This is a genomic window from Phormidium sp. CCY1219, from assembly GCF_055795085.1.
Genome location: NZ_JAYFEQ010000528.1, coordinates 1 through 24324, shown reverse-complemented (window position 1 = coordinate 24324; position 24324 = coordinate 1). Strand labels below are relative to the sequence as shown.

General features: G+C 50.5%; 9 protein-coding genes. 6 read left to right on the top strand and 3 right to left on the bottom strand.

Annotation, left to right across the window (positions count from 1 at the left end):
• Nucleotides 1–148: 148 nt before the first annotated feature.
• From AC0QH1_RS14185 to AC0QH1_RS14175, 3 genes are all read left to right on the top strand, one after another.
• Nucleotides 149–2401, top strand: a complete 2253-nt coding sequence (locus tag AC0QH1_RS14185) for an amino acid permease (protein ID WP_324631817.1) — start codon at nucleotides 149–151, stop codon at nucleotides 2399–2401.
• A gap of 315 nt (nucleotides 2402–2716) precedes the next feature.
• Complete coding sequence (locus AC0QH1_RS14180) at nucleotides 2717–8773, top strand: hybrid sensor histidine kinase/response regulator (protein WP_324631816.1); 6057 nt, start codon at nucleotides 2717–2719, stop codon at nucleotides 8771–8773.
• Nucleotides 8770–10284 (top strand): hybrid sensor histidine kinase/response regulator, encoded by a 1515-nt coding sequence (locus AC0QH1_RS14175; protein ID WP_324631815.1) that lies wholly within the window; start codon nucleotides 8770–8772, stop codon nucleotides 10282–10284. Before AC0QH1_RS14180 ends, AC0QH1_RS14175 begins: the two co-directional genes overlap by 4 nt.
• A 164-nt stretch (nucleotides 10285–10448) precedes the next feature.
• Here AC0QH1_RS14175 and hisA read toward each other — a convergent pair whose 3' ends face one another.
• Complete coding sequence (gene hisA, locus AC0QH1_RS14170) at nucleotides 10449–11222, bottom strand: 1-(5-phosphoribosyl)-5-[(5-phosphoribosylamino)methylideneamino]imidazole-4-carboxamide isomerase (protein ID WP_324631814.1); 774 nt, start codon at nucleotides 11220–11222, stop codon at nucleotides 10449–10451.
• Between the two features lie 328 nt (nucleotides 11223–11550).
• Here hisA and AC0QH1_RS14165 point away from each other — a divergent pair, with 328 nt between their 5' ends.
• The 3 genes from AC0QH1_RS14165 to AC0QH1_RS14155 all read left to right on the top strand — a co-directional run bounded on the left by AC0QH1_RS14165 (nucleotide 11551) and on the right by AC0QH1_RS14155 (nucleotide 21268).
• Entirely contained in the window at nucleotides 11551–13011 is a 1461-nt protein-coding gene (locus tag AC0QH1_RS14165; protein WP_324631813.1) for a GH25 family lysozyme, read from the top strand.
• A 450-nt stretch (nucleotides 13012–13461) separates the two neighbouring features.
• Nucleotides 13462–20007, top strand: coding sequence for a PAS domain S-box protein (locus AC0QH1_RS14160; protein WP_324631812.1), 6546 nt, complete (start codon nucleotides 13462–13464; stop codon nucleotides 20005–20007).
• Nucleotides 20000–21268: an ATP-binding protein gene (locus AC0QH1_RS14155; RefSeq protein WP_324631811.1), complete on the top strand. Its 1269-nt coding sequence runs from the start codon at nucleotides 20000–20002 to the stop codon at nucleotides 21266–21268. Before AC0QH1_RS14160 ends, AC0QH1_RS14155 begins: the two co-directional genes overlap by 8 nt.
• Before the next feature lie 64 nt (nucleotides 21269–21332).
• Here AC0QH1_RS14155 and AC0QH1_RS14150 read toward each other — a convergent pair whose 3' ends face one another.
• Nucleotides 21333–22091 carry a peptidylprolyl isomerase gene (locus AC0QH1_RS14150; protein ID WP_324631810.1) on the bottom strand — a complete coding sequence of 253 codons (759 nt, stop codon included), beginning with the start codon at nucleotides 22089–22091 and terminating at the stop codon, nucleotides 21333–21335.
• Between the two features lie 115 nt (nucleotides 22092–22206).
• Nucleotides 22207–23952: an ABC transporter ATP-binding protein gene (locus AC0QH1_RS14145; RefSeq protein ID WP_324631809.1), complete on the bottom strand. Its 1746-nt coding sequence runs from the start codon at nucleotides 23950–23952 to the stop codon at nucleotides 22207–22209.
• Nucleotides 23953–24324: the final 372 nt, after the last annotated feature.

Below are 24324 nucleotides of genomic sequence, written 5' to 3'. Positions count from 1 at the left end.
AACAGTAAGACTCCTCCGATTCGGGAAATGGAGGGGCATCGAACCCCTCCATTTCCCCTGGCTCTCATCCCGACGCTTACCAAGCACGGGTAGAGCGCGGGGCTTCCCGCCGAGAAGCTAAATTGTCCTCATAATTTTATCAGCCTTTATGCCACGCTTTTCCTTGTTTCGCCGTAACTCGTCGAATCCCGTGAATCCGCCCAACAATAGCGGTAGCGGTCTGGGTACCTTTGGCGGGGTTTATACCCCCTCCATCCTGACCATTCTCGGCGTCATCATGTACCTGAGATTCGGGTGGGTGGTGGGGAACGTCGGGTTACTGGGCACCTTGATTATCGTCACCCTGGCTACCTCGATTACCTTTTTAACCTCCTTGTCAGTGGCGGCGATTTCCACCGATCGCGTTGTGCGCACTGGCGGCGCTTACTACATGATCAGCCGTTCCCTCGGCATCGAAACCGGGGGTGCAGTGGGCATTCCCCTCTACTTTGCCCAAGCCATTTCCGTGGCGCTTTACACCATTGGTTTTGCCGAGAGCATCGTGGAAGCCTTTCCCGAAATCAAAGCCCTGCAAAGAATAATTGCCCTGGTGACCACCATTGCGGTGACGATTTTAGCCCTGAAATCCGCCAAAACCGCGATTCGCGCTCAATACTTCATCATGGCAGCGATCGCCTTATCCCTAGTCTCCTTGCTCTTCGGACAGCCCCTGGAAAACACAGTTATCGAGATGTGGGGAGCCAAACCGCAATATTCCGAATCCTTCTGGGTGGTCTTCGCCGTCTTCTTTCCCGCCGTCACCGGCATCATGGCGGGGGTGAGCATGTCCGGGGACTTGCGCGATCCGGCCAAATCCATTCCCGTGGGCACCCTCGCCGCCGTAGGGACCGGGTACCTGGTGTATATGGGGCTTCCCATCCTGCTGGCGATGCGTGCCGATGCGCGCACCTTAATCGACAATCCCCTGATCATGCAGGACATGGCACTGTGGGGGCCGGCGATTTTGCTGGGGGTGTGGGGAGCCACCCTTTCCAGTGCCCTAGGCAGTATTTTAGGTGCCCCGCGCGTGTTGCAGGCCCTCGCCCGCGACGGCGTGTTGCCCCGATGGATGAAGATATTGGGGGCGGGACGCGGACCGGATGACGAACCGTTTATTGCCACCTGCGTCACCCTGGGGGTAGCAGTGGCAGCGGTAGTTCTGGGGGATTTGAATATTATTGCCCCGGTGCTGACCATGTTTTTCTTGACCACCTATTTGGTGTTAAATGTGGCGGCGGGGATTGAAGGATTTTTGCAAAGTCCGTCATTTCGTCCCGCCTTTCGGGTTAACTGGATTTTTTCCTTGTTGGGGGCGATCGGTTGCATTGCGGTGATGCTGTTAATCAACCCGATCGCCACCGTCGTGGCGGCATTTATCGTCTTAGGGGTTTACCTGTGGTTGGAACGGCGCGAACTGGAAACCGCCTGGGGGGATGTGCGCCGAGGCATGTGGATGGAAGTGGTTCGCACCGGGATTTTTAACCTGAGCAACGAACCGGATACGAAAAACTGGCGACCCCATATGCTGGTGCTTTCCGGTGCCCCCACCCGACGATGGATTTTAATCGAACTTGCCACGGCGTTTACCCACAACCGGGGGTTGATTACCGTCTCGAGCGTGCTACCTAGCGGGACGCGGGATGCGGCGCAGCAAGCGAAATTGGAAGCGACGATTCGGGATTATTTGGAGCGGCGCGGGGTGCAAGCGTTGGTGCGGTTAGTTGCGGCTCCGGATCCGTTTGAAGGGGCAGAACGGTTGGTGGAAACCTATGGGTTGGGACCGTTGGTGCCGAATACGATTTTGATGGGGGATAGCGAAGAACCCACCCGGCGCGATCGCTATTGTCAAACCATTGCGAGGCTGCATTATGCCAAGCGCAATGTGATTCTGTTGCGCGAAAATGCCGATCGCGGGTTCGGAAACCGTCGCCGCATCGATGTGTGGTGGGGCGGGTTGCAAGCCAATGGCGGTTTGATGTTAATTTTGGCCTATCTGGTGCGAACCAGCAGCCAATGGCGCAATGCTCAAGTGCATCTGAAGCTGGTAGTGTCCGACGAAACCGCCGCCGAAGCTGCTAGAGCGAATCTGGATTCGTTAGTTAAAGAGCTTCGCATTGGGGCGATCGCGCAAGTGCTGGTTTCCGACGGACAGCCGTTTGAGGATATCCTGCGATCCTCTTCTGAAAATGCCGATCTGGTGTTTTTGGGAATGGCAACTCCCCGGGAAAACTACACCCGCTACTACGAAAGCTTACAGGCACGGGCTGCCGGTTTGCCGACGACCTTGTTCGTCCTCGCCGCACCGGACTTTGCCTTTGAAGAAGTTTTAACCGATACCGCCCAATCAACCCACCGGGAATAGCAGACCCATTGCCGCGAATTCATTGCATCAATTGCATGAATTCACGGCAATTTTTAGGTCGTTTTGCGATGGTCTCGCAACCGATGCGATCGCGAGGCAACCAGTCAATGTTTAAAGAAATGTTAAAGATTTAGGGCGTTTCTGTAGCGATCGCGACGGCGAGGGTGTAGCGTCCCTTATAATCATAATCAAGACAGTTTCCCACTGTCGGCTGGTTCTAAAATCGAGCCAAAAACTCGCTGACCCGAAACAATATCGCTCCTGTTGGGGTTGAGAAACAAATCCTCTAATTTTTTATCGCAGAGAATAAAACCGATGATAGCGCTGCCTGGATATCAAATTATCGCCGAAATTCACCGAGGTCTGTCCACCGTCATTTACCGAGGTTTACGAGAGCGCGACAATCGGGCCGTGATTCTGAAAACCCATCAGCAAGAATATCCAACCCTAGAAGAAATTACCCGACTCCGACAGGAATATCAAATCGCCCAACAGTTGAGCGATGTCGAAGAAATCGTGCGCCATTACAGCCTAGATCCTCATCAAAACGGGCTGGTTTTAATTCAGGAAGACTTTGGCGGCATTTCCCTAGAAGAATATCTCCAGCAAAAGCGCCTTTCTGTGGCAGAATTTCTCGCCATTGCCATGCAGCTTGCCACAGCGATCGGCCATCTGCATCGCCATTCTATCGTTCATAAAGATATCAAACCGCAGAATATTATTATCAATCCCGATACCCAAAAAGTCAAGCTCACTGACTTTAGCATTGCTTCGCGTTTGAGTCGAGAAACCGCGACCCCGATGCATCCGCAAGAACTGATGGGCACCTTGGCTTATATGTCCCCGGAACAAACGGGAAGAATGAATCGCAGCGTAGACTATCGCAGCGACTTTTATTCCTTGGGCGTTACTTTTTATCAAATGCTCGTCGGACAGTTACCGTTTCAAAGCCAAGACCCGCTAGAATTGGTGCATCATCATATTGCCAAAACCCCGATCGCGCCGCAGGATATCGATGCAGAAATTCCCCCAGCGTTATCGGCGATCGCCCTCAAACTGCTTGCCAAAACCGCTGAAGAACGCTATCAAAGTGCCGAAGGTTTGAAATCCGACCTGCAAACCTGTTGGATGGCGCAACAAACTGGGGGCAATCTTGCTGAATTTATCCCGGGGCGCGCCGACAAAGCCGGTCAACTGCTGATTCCGCAAAAACTGTACGGGCGCGAGGCGCAAGTTGCCCAGCTTTTAGCCACCTTCGATCGCGTCGCCGCTGGTACTACAGAAATGATGTTGGTTTCCGGGTATTCCGGTACCGGAAAATCGGTGTTAGTCCATGAAGTTCACAAACCCATCGTCCGCCAAAAAGGGTATTTTATTGCCGGGAAATTCGACCAGTACAAGCGCAATATTCCCTATGCTTCTTTAGTGCAAGCTTTCCAGTCGTTAATCTTGCAACTGCTCACCGAAAGCGAAGCGCAGATTCAAACCTGGAAAGACAAACTCTTAGCTGCTTTAGGGGCGAATGCTCGAGTGATTATCGACGTGATTCCCGAAGTGGAACTGATTGTGGGGAAACAACCGCCGATGGCGCAATTAGGGCCGGCAGAATCGCAAAACCGATTTAATCGAGTGTTTCAACAATTTATCGGCATTTTTACCGCTGCAGAACATCCCCTGGTGATTTTTCTCGATGACCTGCAATGGGCGGATTCGGCGTCATTAAAACTCATCGAACTGTTAATGACCGATCGCGATCGCCAATATCTGCTCTTCATTGGAGCTTATCGCGATAACGAAGTTTCTCCCACCCATCGCACCATTCAAACCCTGGACAAAATCCAATCCGCCGGGGCGACAGTGAATCGGATCGTCCTCGAACCTTTAAAACCGATTCACGTGCGAGAATTGGTGGCCGATACTTTATCCCACACCGCCAACACCAACCCCCTCGCCGAACTGCTTTTTAACAAAACCCAAGGCAATCCGTTTTTCTTAACCCAATTACTCAAAACTCTCTATACCGAAAACTTATTAGTATATGATTTCTCTTCAGACATCTGGAATTGGGATATTGCCGAAATTCAAGCCGTGGGCATCACCGATTATAATGTGGTGGAACTGATTGCCAAAAACATCGGCTACCTACCCGGGGCAACGCAAAAGGTGTTGAAATTTGCCGCCTGTATCGGAAATCAATTTAACTTAGACATGCTGGCGATCGTGCATCAAAAATCTCCCACCGACACCGCTGTAGACCTGTGGGCTGCACTGCAAGCAGGACTGGTTTTACCCCTGAATAAAAACTACAAAATTCCCTTGATTTTAGGCTGGGAACGGCAGTCAAAATGGGAACGGCAGTCAAAAATTGCCTTAAATGAAGTAAAAGTTAAGTACAAATTTTTGCACGATCGCGTCCAGCAAGCCGCCTACTCGTTGATTCCCGAAGCCGAGAAAAAAGAAACTCACCTGCAAATCGGTCAATTGCTGCTGAGAAATACCACCGCGGCAGAACGGGAAGAGAATATTTTTGGGTTAATCGACCAACTGAATTACGGCACCGATTTGCTCAGCAGCGAAGCGGAAAAAATCGAACTGGCGCAACTGAATTTGATGGCGGGGAAAAAAGCAAAAACTGCCACCGCCTATGAATCCGCCGTTAAATACTTGAGCGTGGGTTTGGGACTGTTGAGTGCCAATAGCTGGGAAACCGATTACGAGCTGACGCTGAATTTGCATGTGGAAGCGATCGAAGCGGAATATCTCAACACCAACTTCGAGCGTGCCGGCAAGCTGATAGAAATTGCCAAATCGCAAGCCAAAACCCTACTCGATCGCCTGCGAGTAGACGAGCTAACCATTCAATTTTACATTTCCCGAAACCAGACGAAAACATTAGCCGTGGATCTGGCACTGGAGGTACTGGAACGACTGGGGGTACCCCAGGAAAAAGACCCCCCGCAAGTGGAAAATATTGCCGGATTAACGAACAATCCGGAGATGACCGATCCTTATGCCTTGGCGGCGGTGCGAATTTTAATTACCGTCAGTTCGGCGATTTATGTCACCGCCCCCGAGATGTTTCCCATGGTAACATTTACTGTGGTCAAGCGCTGTATTGAGGGGGGAAATTCTGCATCGGCGGCTTATGTTTATTCGATGTACGCAATGGTGTGTGCGGCACTAAACAAACTCGAAGCGGCATATCAATTTGGGAAGTTGGCACTGCGTCTGAACGATCGCTACGAAGCGCGAGAATTTGAATGCAAAACCGTCATGGTGGTGAATGCCTGTGCCCGCCATTGGAAAGAACCCCTGCGCGCCACCCTCGAACCCTTGCGAGAAGCGATTCAATCGGGATTGGAAACCGGCGACTTGGAATATGCCTGTTATTCGGCAATGTACCATTGCACCTACAGCTTATTTAGTGGCGAGCATTTAGAAGCGGTCGATCGCAAATGTGAAAGCTATCTAGGATTAATGCAAAAGCTCAAACAAGATGCTTGCATGTATTATACCCAAATTTGGCATCAGCTTGCCTTGAATTTGCAGGGAAAAAGCGAAGCAACCACCCGCTTGATGGGAAGCAGTTTTAACGAAACCGAAATGCTGCCGGTGCTGCAGGAATCGAAAAACGTATTTTCCTTATTTTGCGCCTATTGTGCCAAGTCGGTGCTGAACTATCAGTTTAAAGACTTTGCGGCGGCGGTGGAAAATGCAGAAGCGGCGGCAGAATATGCGGGAAGCGTGATTTCTTTGATGATGGTTCCGGAGCATAATTTTTATTATTCCTTGGCGTTGCTAGCACAGTGCGATCGCGTGGATTTTGCATCCCGCACCGACTACTTAAAGCGGGTGGAAGCCAATCAAAAAGAAATGAAAAATTGGGCGATTCATGCCCCGGAAAATTTCCAGCACAAGTTCGATTTAGTGGCGGCGGAAAAAGCGCGGGTACTGGGCGATCGCGAATCGGCAATGGATGGGTACGAGCGCGCCATTCAAGGGGCGCGCCAACAAGAATACTTCCAAGGAGAAGCCTTGGGTAACGAACTCGCTGGGGAATTTTATCTGAGTTTGGGTCGAGAAAAAGTGGCGAAAACTTATCTCACCGATGCCTATTATGGGTATATCCGCTGGGGGGCAAAAGCGAAAGCGGAGGATTTACAACAACGCTACCCGGAAGCGATCGCGCGGATGCCAGAAATTGCCTCTTTTCCGGGGATGGATATCACCCGCACGATTTCCGCCACAACCACCACCGGCAAACCCACAGAATTACTTGATTTTGCCACAGTGCTAAAAGCCACTCAAGCGATTACCCGGGAAATCCAACTAGACAGCTTGCTGCAGGAATTAATGAAAATCATGCTGGAAAATGCCGGGGCAGAAACGGGATTTCTGCTGTCTGTGAAAAACGGCATTTTTGCCATCGAAGCCAAAGCTAACGCTAGTGACGTGAAAACCGGCGACTTTGCCACCGAGATGGCGATCGCCACCCAGTTACCCCTGTCGGTGCTTAATTATGTGGCCCGCACCCAACAAGATGTGGTGTTAAATAATGCGACCGAGGCGGAGATTTTCCAAGGGGATGCTTACATTATTCAACAGCAGCCAAAATCGATTCTCTGCGCTCCCTTGCTGTTTCAAGGGCAACTTAGCGCTCTCCTTTATCTGGAGAATAATTTAACCGCCCATGCATTTACCGAAGAGCGATTGGCAATCGTGCGCGTGCTATTGGGACAAGCGGCGATCGCCTTAGAAAATGCCCGTCTCTATCAACAACTGGAAGACTACAGCCACAGGTTAGAAATCAAAGTTGAAGAACGCACCCAAGAATTAAAGCAAAAAAATATCGCCCTGGAACGCGAAATAACAGAGCGACAGCGCGCTGAAGCCGCCGCCGAAGCCGCCAGTCGCGCCAAAAGTGAATTTCTCGCCAACATGAGCCACGAATTTCGTACCCCTTTAAATGGCATTTTAGGCTATACGCAAATTCTGACGCGAGACCGCACCCTCAATCGCCAGCAACACAATGGCATCGACATCATTCAACAGTGTGGCGAACACCTGCTGACTTTAATTAATGACATTTTAGACTTGTCTAAAATTGAAGCAGGAAAAATGGAACTGCACCCGATTGAGTTTCAGTTTTCCGACTTTATGGAGGGAATTGCCGAAATCATCCGCATCCGGGCGGAACAAAAAGGCATTTCTCTGATTTACGAATCTCTGACGCCGCTACCCACAGCGATTTTTGCCGATCGCAAAAAGTTGCGGCAAATTTTAATTAACTTACTGGGAAATGCGGTTAAATTTACCGAACGAGGGGGGGTGACGTTAAAAGTGGGTGAGGTGACGGAACCCGACGGAGGAGGCGATCGCAACTCCGGGCGATCGATTCCCGATTCTCTGCCAAATGGCTACCGTCGCCTTCGCTTCCAAATTGAAGACACGGGCATCGGCATGTCATCGGCGCAATTGTCCCACATCTTTGTGCCGTTCGAGCAAGTAGGAGATCGGGCGCATCAAATTGAAGGCACCGGCTTGGGATTGGCGATTAGCCGACAATTAGTGGAAATGATGGGGGGAGAATTACAGGTAGAAAGCGAACTGGAGAAAGGAAGTCGTTTTTACTTCGAGCTAACCGTGAAGGAAGTGGATTTTGTGTCGGAAACGAAGCGGCGATCGGAGCGACCAGTTCGCGGTTTTTTAGGCGCGCCTCGCCAACTGCTGGTGGTGGATGACAAGTGGGAAAATCGCTCGGTTTTGGCGAATTTATTGTCACCTCTCGGATTTGAAATTCTGGAAGCCAGTAACGGACAAGAATGCCTCGATCGCCTCTTTGAATCGAAGCCCGATTGCATTTTGCTGGACTTGGTAATGCCAGTGATGGATGGGTTTGAAGTCATTCGCCGGATTCGCAATTCCCAGGAACTAAACGATGTGGCGATCGTTGCCACTTCAGCCAGCGTCTTCGAGCGCGATCGCCAGTCTGGTTTCGCGGCGGGATGCGACGCTTTTCTTCCCAAACCAATTCGCGCCGATGAGCTGTTAGAATGCCTCCAAATTCAGTTAGGATTAGAATGGATATATGAGGTTGCCGAGGAAACCGTCGGCGATCGCATCGTTCCACCATCCTCCCCCGAACCCGCCAAGCCACAAGAACTTATGCCTCCGCCGGCAGAAGAAATTGCCATTTTATTTGACTTAGCGATGATGGGGGATATCCAAGGCATTCAGGACCGAGCGGAGTATCTAAATCAGTTAGATGCGAAATACGCTCCGTTTGCCAACCAGTTAAGTGAATTAGCCACCGAACTGGAAGAAGAAAAGATTTTAGAATTGGTTCAAAAATACCGGGAAGCGAATACATGAGTATCCAAAACTTAGAACAAGATACCATCTTAATTGTGGATGACAATCCCACCAACTTAAAGGTGTTGTTTGATTTCTTAAGCAACGGTGGATTTAAGGTGTTGGTGGCGCGCAACGGGCAAAGTGCCATTCAGAAAGTGGAATATTCTGCGCCGGATTTGATATTGCTCGATGTGCTGATGCCGGAAATGGATGGGTTTGAAACCTGCAAGCAGTTAAAAGCCTCCGCAATTGGTGCAGACATTCCGGTGATTTTTATGACGGCGCTCGCCGATACAGAAGATAAGGTCAAAGGGTTTAATTTAGGGGCGGTGGATTATATCACCAAACCGATTCAGCACGAAGAGGTTTTGTGCCGGGTAAAAACTCATTTGAAACTGTGCAATTTGACCAAGCAATTGCAAGGGCAAAATCAGGTGTTGCACCGGGAAGTGATGCAGCGGGAAAAAGCCCAAGCTCAATTGCAACAGCTCACTGAGGAGTTAGAGCGGCGAGTGGAACAGCGCACCGCCGAATTGTCGGAAGCGAATGAGTGTTTGAAACGGGAAATCAAAGAGCGAGAAGTCGCGCAGGCGGCGTTGGAGCGATCGCTGCACGAACTGCAACTCGCCCAAACCCAAGTGGTTCAAACTGAAAAAATGTCTGCATTAGGACAAATGGTGGCTGGCGTCGCCCATGAAATCAATAATCCGGTGAACTTCATTTACGGGAATCTCTCCCACGTGCGCGAGTATAGTGAGGATTTGCTAGAGATGCTCAATCTCTATCAAGTACAATATCCAGAACCGACGCCGCCCATTGTGGAAGAAGCGGAGGAAATCGATATAGAATTTCTCAAGGAAGATTTGCCGAAAATGCTCGATTCGATGCAAATGGGAGCCGATCGCATCCGGGATATCGTGCGATCGCTGCGTCACTTCTCGCGCGGCGATGGGTTGGAAATGAAACCGATTAACCTGCACGAAGGCATCGACAGCACCTTGTTTATTTTACACCACCGACTGAAATGCACCTCGAATCGCCCCGCCATTCAAGTGCAACGGGAGTATGACCATCGCTTGCCCGAAGTGGACTGTTTTGGTGGAGAAATCAATCAGGTGTTTATGAATATTTTAGCTAATGCGATCGACGCAATGGAAGAAGACAATTTGCGCCGAAGTGCAGAAGAAATTAAGGCCAATCCCAATCGAATCTCCATTCGCACCGAACTGCTCAATGATAACCAAGTGGCGATTGTAATTGCAGACAATGGTCCGGGAATTATTGAAGAAGTTCGCGAGCGTTTGTTTGACCCTTTCTTTACCACCAAACCTCCCGGAAAAGGCACCGGCATTGGGTTATCGATTAGCTGGCAAGTAGTGGTGGAAAAACATCGCGGCAACTTGCAATGTCATTCTACGCCGGGAAAAGGCACCGAGTTTATCATCGAACTGCCAATTCGGCAAGAGTCTCCGGTATTATCGGCGATCGCGAACCATTCCTTTCAGTTTTCCTGTCATAAAACAGTGTAATCACAAAGTGATTTTTCTTTCTCATTTTTATGCCTCAATTGACTCGTGGGACTCGTTCCCAGACTCAGCCTGGGAACGTCTTATTACCACAAAAACGCAAATTTGTCAACCCCGAGGCGATAAATGGCTCGAGAAAAACCCGGAGTTAACCGAAGCCGGACCTTTCAAGCGAAAGCAGAAGAGCCGAAATCCGGGGGAATATCCTGGATTCTGCCCGGGCCCACAGCTTGCAGGGCTTCTGGGAGGGAGACATCGGCGGTATAGAGGGCGCGACCCACGATCGCCCCAGTCACTCCTTGGGGTTCGAGAGAAAGCAGACTGAGCAGATCGCTAATCGAACTGACGCCGCCGGAGGCAATAATCGGAATATCGATCGCGTCGGCGAGGTCGCGCAGTGCGGGGATATTCGGACCGGAGAGGGTACCATCGCGGTGAATGTCGGTGTAAATAATCTCCGCCGCCCCTAACTGAGCCATTTGTTGGGCCAAAACCGAGGCCAAAATTTCCGAGGTTTCCAACCACCCCCGGGTTGCCACCTTGCCATCGCGGGCATCGATGCCCACCAAAATTTGACCGGGAAATTCCTCGGCGAGTTGTTGCACCAGGTCCGGTTTTTCCACCGCGACAGTGCCGAGAATCGCCCATTGAACCCCCACAGAGAACAGATTCGCCACCGAGGCATGAGTTCGCAATCCGCCGCCCACTTCCACCGGCACCGGCACTTCTTGGGCGATCGCTTCAATAGTTTTCAGGTTGCGCGGTTCCCCCGCTTTCGCCCCATCGAGATCCACCAAATGCAACCGACTTGCCCCTTGGTCTACCCATCGTTTGGCTACCGCCACCGGGTCCTCATCAAACACTTCAGAAGCATTGTAATCTCCTTGATAAAGCCGCACGCAACGACCTTCTAATAAATCAATTGCTGGAATTACATCCATAACACCATCCCACTGATTAACAAACTCCCCGTACAACTTTAAACGATTCTGCGGACAATGGTTGATTTTCCCGGCGGTGGCGGTAGCCATCTTTCCCGATGCATCTGGTTGCGCGCCGTATAGTTGAGCTATCAGAAGCGAGGCTGGCCTTTTTTTTAGGATACAGGCATTCACCGTTGGGGCAAAATGCGACCCGCGCGGATGCCGAGGGGAACTTCCCGATAACCTGCCCCCTTCACCTGCGAGAAATCATTCCGCAGCTTTCCTGGAAGCCTCAGGGAAAAAACTCCCACTTTTAATTGTTACTCCTTCCACCAAATCTACCGCTATGTGTGCAAAAGGCATTGACGTTTCCGACTGGCAACATCCCGTAAATTGGCATTCCGTGGTCCGCGATGGGATGGGTTTTGCCTTCACCAAAGCCACTGAAGGTGCCACATTCGTTGCCGATAGCTTCCGCCTCAATTGGGATACGATGAAATCCGTGGGGTTGCATCGCGGCGCGTATCATTTCTATCGCGCCAAACGCGATCCCTATTCCCAAGCGGAAGTATTCCTCAAGACAGTGACACTCGAACCCGAGGATTTGCCCCCGGTTTTGGATATCGAATCCACCGATGGCATGAGTGCCAGTTCGATTATTGCCGATATTCGCCAGTGGCTCCAGATTGTGGAAAAAGAAACCAATCGGCGACCGATTATCTATACATATCCCAGTTTTTGGGACCGAATCGGCAATCCGAAAGAGTTCTCCGATTATCCCTTGTGGATTGCCCATTATCAGACCGATAATCCCTGGGTTCCCGGGGGGTGGGATGGATGGACTTTTTGGCAGTACACCGATCGCGGTGCGGTCAGCGGGATTGCTGGCGGGGTGGATATAAATTGGTTTAACCTGGCTCGCGAGGGACATCGGGGTTCGCACATACACTACGTGCAAAAATGCTTGCAAGCCAAAGGCTTCAATCCCGGGGCGATCGATGGCGTGTTTGGCACTTCGATGACCCAAAGCGTCAAGGCATTTCAGCAGGCGATGAACCTCCAAGTGGATGGCATTGTCGGGATTAATACCTGGACCGCGTTAATGAGTTTGACCAAACCCGCCGCGCCTCCCAAACCTGCACCGCCGCCTCCGATTTCTATCCCCACCCCGCAACCGGAACCGGAACCGACACCGAAACCGCAACCCACCCCTTCCGATTCCTCGCCACCCATTCGCTTGATTGACGTTTGCCGCTTTTATCAAGGCTTTTCCCATCAGAACCGCGCTTTGGCATGGCTGCAAGGGCAACTGTCTCACAACACCTTGGAGGAGCTGACTCGTCGCTGGCGCGATCGTTCTGTGGGGCACTCTTGGATTAAAATAGAGGATTTGTGCCAGTATTATCGCGGCTTACCGCACCAAGACCAAGCGGTGTATTGGTTGCAAGGGCAGTTGTCCGATTCCACGTTACGGGAATTTTCCCGATTGTGGCGAAAAGAGCCATCTCGCTCCGTGGCACAATCCACCAGCATTAGTTTGCTGGATGTTTGCCATTATTATCGCGGTTTGAGCAATCAAAAGCTGGCGTTGGAATGGTTGCAAATGCAAATTGCCGCGCCGACTCTGGCGGAATTCGCCCGTCAGTGGCGCAAGCAACACTCTGTGGCACAATCTACTAACATTCGTTTGGTGGATGTCTGTCAGTATTATCAAGGATTGTTGCACCAAAAACAGGCAGTGGAGTGGTTGCAAAAGCAAATCCAAGGGCCAGTCTTGGAAGATTTCACCCGGAAGTGGCGCAGTTAGCCCCAACCCACCCGTAGGGTGCGTCACCCCCGCCCACCCATGAGTGAGAACATCCACCAATCTCATGCGGGGGTGACGCACCAACCCGACCAACCCATGAGATTGGCCGGTGCGTGACGCCCGCTCCCTTCTTGGGGGGATAATCGCTACATCTAATCCGGGCGTCACGCACCCTACCGATAAATATTGTATAAAATATGCAGATTGGCTACCCGAGGATTGTATAAAACCTGCGGGTTATCCGGTTCGCCTAGGGGAGGGATGCCGCTGGGGGGGGATCCAGATGGAGCCTGGGAGGGAGTTTGAGGGGAATGAAACTCGGCTAAGAGATTGGGTAAAGAGAATTGATGAATTGGGGTCAGTCTCGAGGCGGAAGGTTATAATTGGCACAGACAAGGGTTGGCTCGATGGAAAGATGCCTTGTGTTGCCAACCAGGGAAGAGTACCACTATGCGATCGCCTTTATCTTGGCTGCCCCTAAAATTACCCCTACGACTGGTTTTGGTCGTTCCCTTTCTGCTGCTGCTGATTGCTACGGTTGCGATAACGGATTACAATTCATTTTTGGGCACCCAGAAATCCGTGCGGGAACTGACGCAGCAGTTAATGGTAGAAGTGGGCGATCGCGTGGAACTGTATTTGGACAATTACCTGGCATTGCCCCACCAGGTGAATCGCAGCCATGCCAATGCGGTGCGCTTTGGAACCCTAGACCTGCAAGATATGGATGCGGTGGAACGCTATCTCATCAAGCAAAGCTTTAACGTTGAAAACCTTCCGGATATTTTATACACCAACGAAGCGGGAAGTTTTCGGATTGCGGATTTCGTGGCGGGGAAGCGATCGCTGTGGGTGACGGATAGCCCGGACATTCGCGCTTTCCAACAGTACGAAATCACCGAAACCGGCGATCGGGGCAGATTGCTACAAGCGGGAAGCTACCCGCCGGGATGGGATATCCGAGAGCGCCCCTGGTATCGCTTAGCCCGAGAAACCCAACAAGCGAGTTGGAGCGATATTTATACCCTAGGGGATAGGTCGGATTTAACCATTAATGCCAGTTTACCGGTTTACGATCGCACCGACAACCAATTCATCGGCGCTTTTGCGGTTAATTTACACCTAACCCGTCTACAGGAGTTTCTGCAACACTTAAAAATCGGCAAATCGGGAATTGTCTTTTTAGTCGAACCCGACGGATCGTTAATTGCCAGTTCCACCGAGGAAGTCCCTTTCAAAACCATCGGCAAGGGCAATTTTCAGCGGATATTGGCCACAGAAAGCGTCAATCCGTTGGTGCGAGAAACCAGTCGGTTTCTTAATTCAAAGGGGACAGATTGGGCGGCGGTGAACAATGCAGAATTCGGGGAATTTCGCCACCAGGGACACACCTATTTTTATCAGCTTCAACCCTATAAAGACGAGTATGGGGTGAATTGGACGATCGCCACAGTGGTGCCTCGGTCTGATTTTACGAAATGGGCAGATATTTATCTGCGAAATACCCTGATATTTACGGCGATCGCAGTGCTAGTTTCCCTCGTCCTCGGAATTTGGCTGGCAAATGCGATCGCCCGTCCGATTTTTGCCCTCAGTCAAATTTCTGCCTCAATGGCGCAAGGAAATTTAAACCAGCGAGTACCCCATCATCGCTTACCCATTTTTGAAATTGCTCGCTTGGGGCGTTCCTTCAATCAAATGGCGGCACAATTGCAAGATGCCTTCGATCGCCTGCAAGCCGATTTGCGCGAATCCGAAGCCAAATACGCCACAATTTTTAGAAATTCTCCCGATCCGATTACCCTCATCACCTTAGACGAAGGACAGTGGGTTGAGGTGAATCATAGCTTTTTAGAATTCATTGGCTATCGGGAAGAAGAAATTCTCGGTCGCAGTGCAGAAGAACTCAATCTGCTGGTCAATCCCGATCGCAGACAACAGATCCTCGCCGAACTGAAAGAAACCGGGAGCGCGATCGCCCGGGAATTGCACTGGCGCACCAAATCCGGTGAAATCAAAGTTGGCTTAATCTCTTGCGAAATTATCTACATCGATAGCCAACCGTATGTGCTCACCATTGGCAAAGACATTAGCAAACTCAACCGCATAGAAGCCGCCTTGCGCGAAAGCGAAAACCGATTTCGGTTAGCCGTGAAATATGCCCCGGATGTGTTTGCTATTTACGATCGCGCTCGGCGCTTTGAATACGTGAACGAACGCGGATTGGAGAAAACCGGCTGGCCTTTAGAGCGTTTTCTAGGTCGGCGGGATGAAGAGTTATTTCCCCCAGAAGTTACCGCCGGCTACTTGCCGATTTTGCAGCGCACCGTGGAAAGCAAAACCCTGCAAGAGGGGGAATGCACCATTCAATTACCCGGTCGAGATTCCTACACGATCGCGGTCAAATACGTGCCGATGTTGGATGAAACGGGAGAAATTCAGCAAATATTGGGGATTACGTTCGATATTACCGAACGCAAGCAAATGGAAGAAGCCCTGCGGCAAAGTGAAGCGCGATTTCGAGAAATTGCCGAAACCATCGACCAATTTTTCTTTCTGCGATCGGCCACCACGGGAGAATTTATGTACGTCAGTCCAGCTTACGAAAAAATATGGGGACGACCCTGCGAGGAATTGTATCGCAATCCGACCAGTTGGCAGCAGAGCATTCATCCCAACGATCGCGAATTGGTGAAGCAATCTCTCCGGCGACAAGTTAATGTGGATTCCGTAAAAAGAGAATATCGAATTATCCGTCCCGATGGGGAAATTCGCTGGATTTTGGCACAAATTAATTCCGTGCGCGATGAAGCGGGCAACCGACTTCATATAGTAGGTTTTGCCACGGATATTAGCGATCGCAAACGAGCCGAACTCGCCCTTGAGAAACAAACCCAACGCGAACAATTACTCAACCAACTGATTCGATCCATCCAACACTCATTGGACTTGCCCACCATTTTTGCCACCGCCACCGCCGGCATTGCCGAACTGCTGGGATTCAAGCGGGGAGTGGTGGCGCAGTACCTGAGCGATCGGGGGGTTTGGAAGCATGTTGCTACCTATCGCGAATCCCTCGAATTACTGGACGAGATGGGGCAAGAAATCCCCGATGAGGGCAATCCCTTGGCGGCGCAATTAAAGCAAAATCAAGTGGTTTTCATTGAAGATACAACCTCTATTCAAGATCCAATTAACCAATGGTTAGCCAATCAGCGTCCGGGGAGTTGGTTGTTAGTCCCCCTGCAGGTGAACGGCATCGTCTGGGGATCCCTGAGTTTGTCCAATCCCACGCCACTCCCGTGCTTAAAGGAGGAAATCGAGTGGATTCGTCGCGTGGTGGAGCCATTAACCATTGCCATTCACCAGGCGAATCTCTATCAAGCCAGTCAGCAAGCCCAAGCGGCTTTGCGCGAAAGCGAACAGCGCTATCGCGGTATCGTGGAAGACCAAATCGAAACCATCGCCCGCCTGAAATTGGATGGCACTTTCACCTTCGTGAATGACGCCTACTGTCGTTATTTTGGCATTCCACGCGAAGACCTCATCGGCCATAATTATCACCCAGTTGTGTTTGAGGAAGACCGGGAAAGGGTCGATCTCCTGGTACACTCCATGAGTAAAGAAAATCCGCTGATTACTATCGAAAATCGGGTGATTGTCGGCGAGGAAATTCGCTGGACGCAGTGGGTGAATCGGCTGATTTTCGACAAGAATGGAGAGGCGATAGAACTGCAAGTGGTCGGGCGGGATATTCACGATCGCGTTTGCGCCGAACAACAGTTACACATCGCGCTCACTCGACTGCAAAACCTGGCTAGGGCAGTGCCGGGAAATATTTATTCGATGGTGCAACATCCCGATGGTTCTCTGGAATTTGAATATATCAACCGCCTCATCGAAGATATTGTGGAAACTTCGTTAGAAGAGGTGTTAAAAGATCCATACCCTCTGATTGTCGGTGGCATTCACCCGGACGATCGCCCGGGCTATTTGGCGCAGGTGGAGCGCTGCGCTCAAACCCTGGAAACCTTTAAATATGAATGGCGGATTATCACCCCTTCTGGGAAGGTGAAATGGTTGCAGGGGCACTCGCAACCCGAACCCCGAGACAATGGGGATTTTGTGTGGCATGGGATTGTATTGGATATTAGCGATCGCAAGCAAGTTGAAGCCGCCTTGCAAGAAAACGAGCGCAAATTTCGCGGCGTCTTCGATACCGTCGCCGGGGGTCTGTGTCTGGTGTCGGTGGCAGGTGGATTTTTAGACGTCAATGGCGCATTATGCGAAATGCTGGGCTATCGCAAATCGGAATTGCTGTCTATCCGCTGGCAGGATATCGTCCATCGAGAAGACCAAGCGCGGGAGTTCCAATGCTTCGAGGCTATTTATCGTCAGGAGATGGATTCCTGTCAGCTCGAACAGCGATTTGTGCGGCAAGATGGAACGATTTTGTGGGGAGTGTTGAGCGTTTCTTTAATGCGAACACCGGAGGATATGCCGCTTTATCTGATTGCCCAAATTACGGATATTAGCGATCGCTTCCACGCGGAACAAGAATTGCTCGAAACCAAAATCAAGCTTTCGGAATCCCTGCTGTTTGGGGGCATGGGATATTACGAACTGAACCTGAAACGGGAAATTTTCCAATTCACCGATGAGTGGTACGCGATTATCAACACCACCGCCCAGGCGCAGAATGGCTACCAGATGTCCCTAAAAGAGGGCATTCGCCGCTTTGAACCGCCGGAATATCGGGGCACCTTCAATCGCGAAATTCAAAAAATACTCACCCCTTCGGATTCCACGCAACTGTTTTATACCCTGACGCCTACTATCTGTGCGGAAGGAAAAATAATTTGGTTGCAGTCGCGGTTTAGACTGCTATGCGATGAAAATGAAACTCCGGAAAAATTAGTAGGAATTGCCATTGATATCACCGATCGCAAAGCAGCGGAAGATAAACTGCGCTCTAGTTTGCTGCGCGAAAAAGCGATCGCCCGCACTCTAGAAAGAATGCGCGAAACCTTGGAAATCGAAAGAATTTTCCAAACCACCACCGAGGAATTGCGCGAGATTTTAGGGTGCGATCGCGTCTCCGTTTACCAATTTCTCCCCGATTGGAGTGGCAAATTTATTGCCGAATCCGTTGCGCCAGCTTGGGTTCCCTTAGTGGGAGAAAACATTCAGCGCGTTTGGACAGATTCTTACTTACAAGAAACCAAAGGCGGGCGCTACCGCAATCGGGAAATCTTTGCGGTTAACGATATCTATAAAGCTCAGTTAACCCCCTGTCATATCGAACTCCTAGAACAGTTTCAAGCGCGCGCCTTTTGCGTCGTTCCCCTGTTCGTGGGGGAAACCCTCTGGGGACTGCTCAGTGCCTATCAAAATTGCGGTGCGCGCCAATGGAAATCTACATCAATTGACTTTTTAAATCACATTGCCATTCAGTTAGGAGTTGCCATTCAACAAGCGGAACTGTTTGCCTACATTCAGCAGCAGTCGGTGGAATTGCAACAGGCAAAAGAAGCCGCCGAAGCCGCCAACCGCGCCAAAAGTGAATTTCTGGCGAATATGAGTCACGAATTGCGGACACCGCTGAATGCGATTCTCGGCTTCGCTCAAGTGCTGGGGCGCGATACCCAACTCGCGCCGCCGCACCAGGAAAAAATTGGGATTATCAATCGCAGTGGAGAACATCTGCTCAGTTTGATTAACGATATTTTAGAAATTTCTAAAATAGAAGCGGGACGAGTGACGCTCAATCTCAGTCGTTTTGACTTTTATGCATTGTTAGATACCGTAGAATCCATGCTGGAAATCAAGGCAGAAACCAAGGGGTTGAGGTTAATTTTCGATCGCGATCCTACCCTGCCGCGTTTTATCGCTACCGATGAAGGAAAACTGCGTCAAGTCCTGACGAATTTGGTGGGCAATGCGATTAAGTTTACTGCCGAAGGCGGGGTTGGCTTGCGGGTGAGGGAATGTCCTGTGTCTGTGTGGGACAACCTGGATGAGGATGGGGTTGTTTTAGGGTTTGAAGTGGAAGATAGCGGACCGGGAATTCCTGCTGAAGATATCGAACATCTGTTCGATCCGTTCGTGCAGACTACCACCGGGAAAAAATCGGCGGAAGGCACCGGTTTGGGGTTGACGATTAGCCGCAAATTCGTGGCGATGATGGGGGGCGATATGGGGATCTCTAGCGAAGTGGGCAAGGGAACTGTGGTGAAATTTAACATTCAGGCGACTCGCGCCCGCGCTAGTGATATCGAAACCACCCTTCCCCTGCGCCGCGCGATCGCCTTAGAACCGCATCAACCCACCTATCGCATTCTGGTGGTAGACGATCGCGCCGAAAGTCGTCTGCTGCTGCGTTATGTTCTCGAACCGATAGGTTTTGAAGTGCGCGAAGCTGAAAATGGGGCAGAGTGCATCAAAGTTTGGGAAACTTGGCACCCGCATTTGATTTGGATGGATATGCGAATGCCGGTGATGAATGGGTACGATGCCACTCGCTACATCAAGTCCCACTTGCAAGGTCAGGGAACGGTGGTGATTGCCCTCACGGCTAGTGTATTTGAGGAAAATCGCAGTATAATTCTATCAGCCGGCTGCGATGATTTCGTGCGTAAACCCTGTCGGGAAGAGGTGATTTTCCAAAAAATTGCCGAACATCTCGGGGTGCGCTATCGTTATGCCGAACCTCCCTCCTCTGCGCTTGGCGATCCCAGCGATTGTCTGGAAAATTTAACTTCTGCGTCGGTTAACTCCGATTTGGCCCTGGCATCAGCTTCCCTGCAAGGAATGCCCCCGGAGTGGATCCAAGCATTGCATCAGGCAGCGATTTGTGCCGATAGTATGGCGATCGCGGATCTGCTCGATGAAATTCCCGCAGAACATGCTGGTTTGGCTAAAATCCTGACCGATTGGAGTGACAATTTCCGCTTCGATAAAATTACTACACTCGCGGAGAACTCGAGCCATGAATAAACAACAGCTTTACCCGGAAACTTCGACAATCGCCGATATTTTGTTGGTGGATGACGAACCGAATAATTTGCGGTTGCTCGCTAATATGTTAACGGAACAAGGATATAAAACTCGAGGGGTAATTAATGGACCGATGGCGTTAAAAGCTGCAACTTCTTTGCCGCCCGATTTGATTTTACTCGATATTATGATGCCGGAGATGGATGGTTATCAGGTCTGTCATTTATTGCAACAAGATTCGCGCACTTGCGAAATTCCGGTAGTTTTTGTCAGCGCGAAAGGCGAAGGCGTAGATAAAGTGAAAGCTTTTGCCGTAGGGGGAGTGGATTATATCACAAAACCCCTGCAATATGAAGAGGTATTTGCCCGCATTGAATATCATCTAAAATTATATCGCTTGCAAAAAAAACTTGAAGAACAAAATGTCCGTTTAAATGAAGAAAATTGTCAAAGACTGTTAGCCGAAAAACAACTCCAGGAAAAAAATCAGCAGTTAGAAGCGGAAATCGAGTTACGCAAAACTACAGAAGAAGCCCTGCAGCAATCGAATGCAGAACTGGCGCGGGCGAATGCGGAACTAGAAGAGTTTACCGCGATCGCTTCTCACGACTTAAAATCCCCCCTCTCTACGATTAGCGGCTACGCGCAACTGTTGCAAATCCGCTATGGTTCCCAACTGAATGGCGAGGGAAATGATTACCTGAGTAGCATTTTACGAATCTGCCACCGGATGAACGAGTTGATTGGGGATTTGCTCAGTTATTCCCGCTTAAACAAGCAGCCAGACTCGTTTAAATCCCTCGAGTGCGAGATCTTGATTCGTCAGGCGTGCGAAAATCTAGAACGCGAAATAGACTCCACTGGGGCGGCGATTCTCTACGAGAATTTACCCCAGATATTCGGCGATCGCAACGCTTTGGTACAACTGTTTCAAAACTTAATCGGGAATGGGCTAAAATATCGCAGTCAAGCTGTACCTGAAATTCGCATTACTGCCTCTGAGAAAGGCGATCGCCTGGTGTTTGCCATTCGCGATAATGGCATCGGAATCGACTCCCAATACCTCGACAAAGTGTTCCTTCCTTTCAAACGCTTCCACAAAGATAATACTCCGGGAACCGGCATGGGGTTAGCCATTTGTCGCAAAATCGTCGAAAGTCACAGCGGTTCGATTTGGGTGGAGTCGAAATGCGATCGGGGTTCTACATTTTATTTTTCTCTCCCGCAAATCGAAGCAAGTTCTCTCCAAAATGATAGTTAATTCTCCCATAATGGGGTCGTTATATTAATCCCAGATCGGGGTGGGCATTGCCCACCCTACAATATTACTCGATTTCTAATTTAACGTTTTTGTTTTGCAATTTCGATTGCCACCATTGCTCGAAAAATTGCTCTTGCAGTTGCCGTTTCAGTTGCCCTTCTAAAGTGGGAGCAATGCGCTCTTCTAAACGGAGGATGCTGTGACGCCCTTCAAATTCCACCGGACCGACTATATCCCCTGGTTGTGCGGAGGCAAGTGCGTCGCGCACTTGGGGGGGTAATTGAGAGATAGCTACAGATCCCATCATCCCATTATAGAGGCGATCGTTGGTTTGAGAATGCTCTCTGGCAACGGTGGCGAAATCGACCCCGTCTTCGGTAAGTTCTCGCTTCAGTTCTTCCGCTTTGGCGCGATCGCCGAGCACAATGCGAGAGAGTACCGCCTGCTCGAATAAGGGTTTATTCTCGTTAAAATACTGTTCCACCCGTTCCGAGGTCACTTCGTTTTTCAGTTGCTCCACTTTCAACCCCATTGCAAATTGATACCGGAATGTGGTATAATTCAACCCTTGACTTTCCAGCCATTTGTCAAAGCGATCGGGTTGCACTAATTCATTTTGCAAGCGAAAGTTGATAATCGTCTGTTCCAGGCGGGTGGAGTCTACTTCCATTTCTCCGCGTTGTTCTAGCTCTTTCTCGATAATGTGCTGGCGCAGAATTCGCATCAGGAATGGCTGCAGTTCTCCGGTAAAGCGCAGATAACCTAACGCTTGGCGCAAGGAGATGCTTTCGTCGTCAATACTGATAAACTTTTCAGGATCCATGTTGAGTGGTAATGCACAATCATTGTCGAAACACCAACAGGTATAGTAGCGCATTGCTGCCACTGTGGGGATAAACGCGCCGATTCGCGCCGATCGCCACCGCGAACCTGGGCGATTATTGCAGCATGGCTTCTAGTTTTTGCTGATTCCAGAGGTTCTGGTACAGGCCCTTTTGCTGCACCAGTTCGCTGTGGGTGCCGCTTTGGACGATGGTACCGCGATCCATGACTAAAATGCGATCGGCACTGGCGGCGGCGGACATCTGATGGGAAATAAAAATCACCGTTTTGCGTCTGGTTCCGCCAGAGAGGTTATTCAAGATATCTGTGGCGGTTTGATTGTCTACGCTGGAGAGGGCATCGTCTAAAATCAGCACCGGTGCGTCCATCAGCAGCGCCCTCCCTAAGGCCATCCGCTGGCGCTGTCCCCCGGATAGGGTAATTCCCCGTTCTCCTACCATCGTCTCGTAGTGCTGGGGAAAGTTGAGAATTTCTAGGTGGATTTGCGCTTGTTTGGCGGCGGATTCGATTTGCATGTCCTTCGCCAGGGGGTTGCCATAGCGGATGTTGTTGCGGATGGTGGTGCTAAATAAAAAGCTTTCTTGCGGAACGTAGGCAATGTTCGATCGCAAATCGGCTAATTTCACTTCGGTGATATCTTTGCCATCTAGATACAATTGACCTGGCCCAATATCCAGCAAGCGCGGAATCGCATTGGCGAGGGTGGATTTCCCTGACCCAATCGGTCCGACGATCGCTACGGTTTGACCCGGTGTAATTTCAAAGGTGACGCCATCGAGGGCGGGGGTTTTGCTTCCCGGATAGCGGTAAGTGAGCTGACGACCGCTGACGCGCCCTTTCACCGCCTCGGTGAGGGCGATCGCATCCGGTGTGTCTTTGATTTTCGGTTCTACCGCAAAAATTGACTCCACGCGATCGATGCTGACTTCGCCCCGTTGGTAGGCGGTAATCGTAAATCCCAGTAGCGCAGTGGGAAATACTAACCGTTCCACGTACAGCAGCAGGGCGACAAAATCCCCAACGCTGATTTGCCCAGTGGCGATCGCGTTGGCTCCAAATGCTAGCAGAATCAGCAAACTGAAACTGGCTAATCCCCCGAGAATGGGAAACAAAAGACTTCGGGTTTTGGCTAGTTTCAAATTCGCGTGCAAATATTGGCTGTTGAGTTGGCGAAATGCCCGTCGCTCGTTTCCTTCTTGGGCGTAGATTTTAATCAGCCCGATCCCGCTCATGTCTTCTTGGATCAGTTCGCTCACTCCCGAGAGCTCCTCTTGCACCCGCTGTTGCTGGGTGCGGAGGCGATCGCTAAACAGTTGTACTAAAATTAGCATCACGGGATACACCGCGATCGCCAAGAGGCTCAGTTTCACGTGGATTCCCAGCATCACCGGCAGGGTCAACCCATAGGCAAAAATGGTATTCACCACACTCAATACCGCAAACCCCAGTAAGCGCCGAATGTTATCTACATCCGAGGTGGCGCGGTTGATTAAGTCCCCGGCGGTATTGGTGGCAAAATAGGAGGGTTCTAGGGTCAGCAGATGTTGAAAGATGCCTTGTTTTAGGTCGAATTCTACCTGTCTGCCTACCCCAAACAGCAATATCCGCGAGAATACCCGAATCACCCACATCAGGCTGGCTAAAATCAGGATCGAGAATACGTAGTAAAGAATGCGATCGAAGCTGAAGGTGACTTGCAGTTCGTCAATCCCATTGCGGATCAGCAGGGGAATGTACACTCCCACCGCATTGACGATGAAAAGGGTAAAAATCCCCAAGGATGCTTTTTTCCAGTGGGGACGCATGTAGGTGCCGAGTTTTTGCAGTTGCGATCGAGCCATGTTTTATGGAATGTTTTTCACCCTGTTTATTGTAAATTATTGTAAATACCTCGGGGCGATCGCGTTTCCCTTCTGCAATCTGTTATCCCCATTGCCCCTTTTTTCGGAATCGCTTGACAAGGGAGATGAGCATCGGGTATAATGAGACCGTGGCGGCAGGCAGGGCTGTTAAGCAATGCATAGATTGCTTATGGGTGCTGGGTGGGTTTCAAAATTAAGCTTCATTTATCATCATATCACCTCATCCCCTTTCTGGCAAGACCGGGCCGGCGCATTTTTTTTCGGGGTTGACAAGGGATATGAGCATCGGGTATAATGAGACCGTGGCGGCAGGCAGCACGCTTAAGCAATGCATAAATTGCTTAAGCGTGC

Bases quoted from the DNA above. Each gene is read 5' to 3' on its own strand.
- AC0QH1_RS14185 (WP_324631817.1), top strand. From the start codon at position 149: ATGCCACGCTTTTCCTTGTTTCGCCGTAACTCGTCGAATCCCGTGAAT.
- AC0QH1_RS14180 (WP_324631816.1), top strand. From the start codon at position 2,717: ATGATAGCGCTGCCTGGATATCAAATTATCGCCGAAATTCACCGAGGT.
- AC0QH1_RS14175 (WP_324631815.1), top strand. From the start codon at position 8,770: ATGAGTATCCAAAACTTAGAACAAGATACCATCTTAATTGTGGATGAC.
- hisA (WP_324631814.1), bottom strand. From the start codon at position 11,222: ATGGATGTAATTCCAGCAATTGATTTATTAGAAGGTCGTTGCGTGCGG.
- AC0QH1_RS14165 (WP_324631813.1), top strand. From the start codon at position 11,551: ATGTGTGCAAAAGGCATTGACGTTTCCGACTGGCAACATCCCGTAAAT.
- AC0QH1_RS14160 (WP_324631812.1), top strand. From the start codon at position 13,462: ATGCGATCGCCTTTATCTTGGCTGCCCCTAAAATTACCCCTACGACTG.
- AC0QH1_RS14155 (WP_324631811.1), top strand. From the start codon at position 20,000: ATGAATAAACAACAGCTTTACCCGGAAACTTCGACAATCGCCGATATT.
- AC0QH1_RS14150 (WP_324631810.1), bottom strand. From the start codon at position 22,091: ATGGATCCTGAAAAGTTTATCAGTATTGACGACGAAAGCATCTCCTTG.
- AC0QH1_RS14145 (WP_324631809.1), bottom strand. From the start codon at position 23,952: ATGGCTCGATCGCAACTGCAAAAACTCGGCACCTACATGCGTCCCCAC.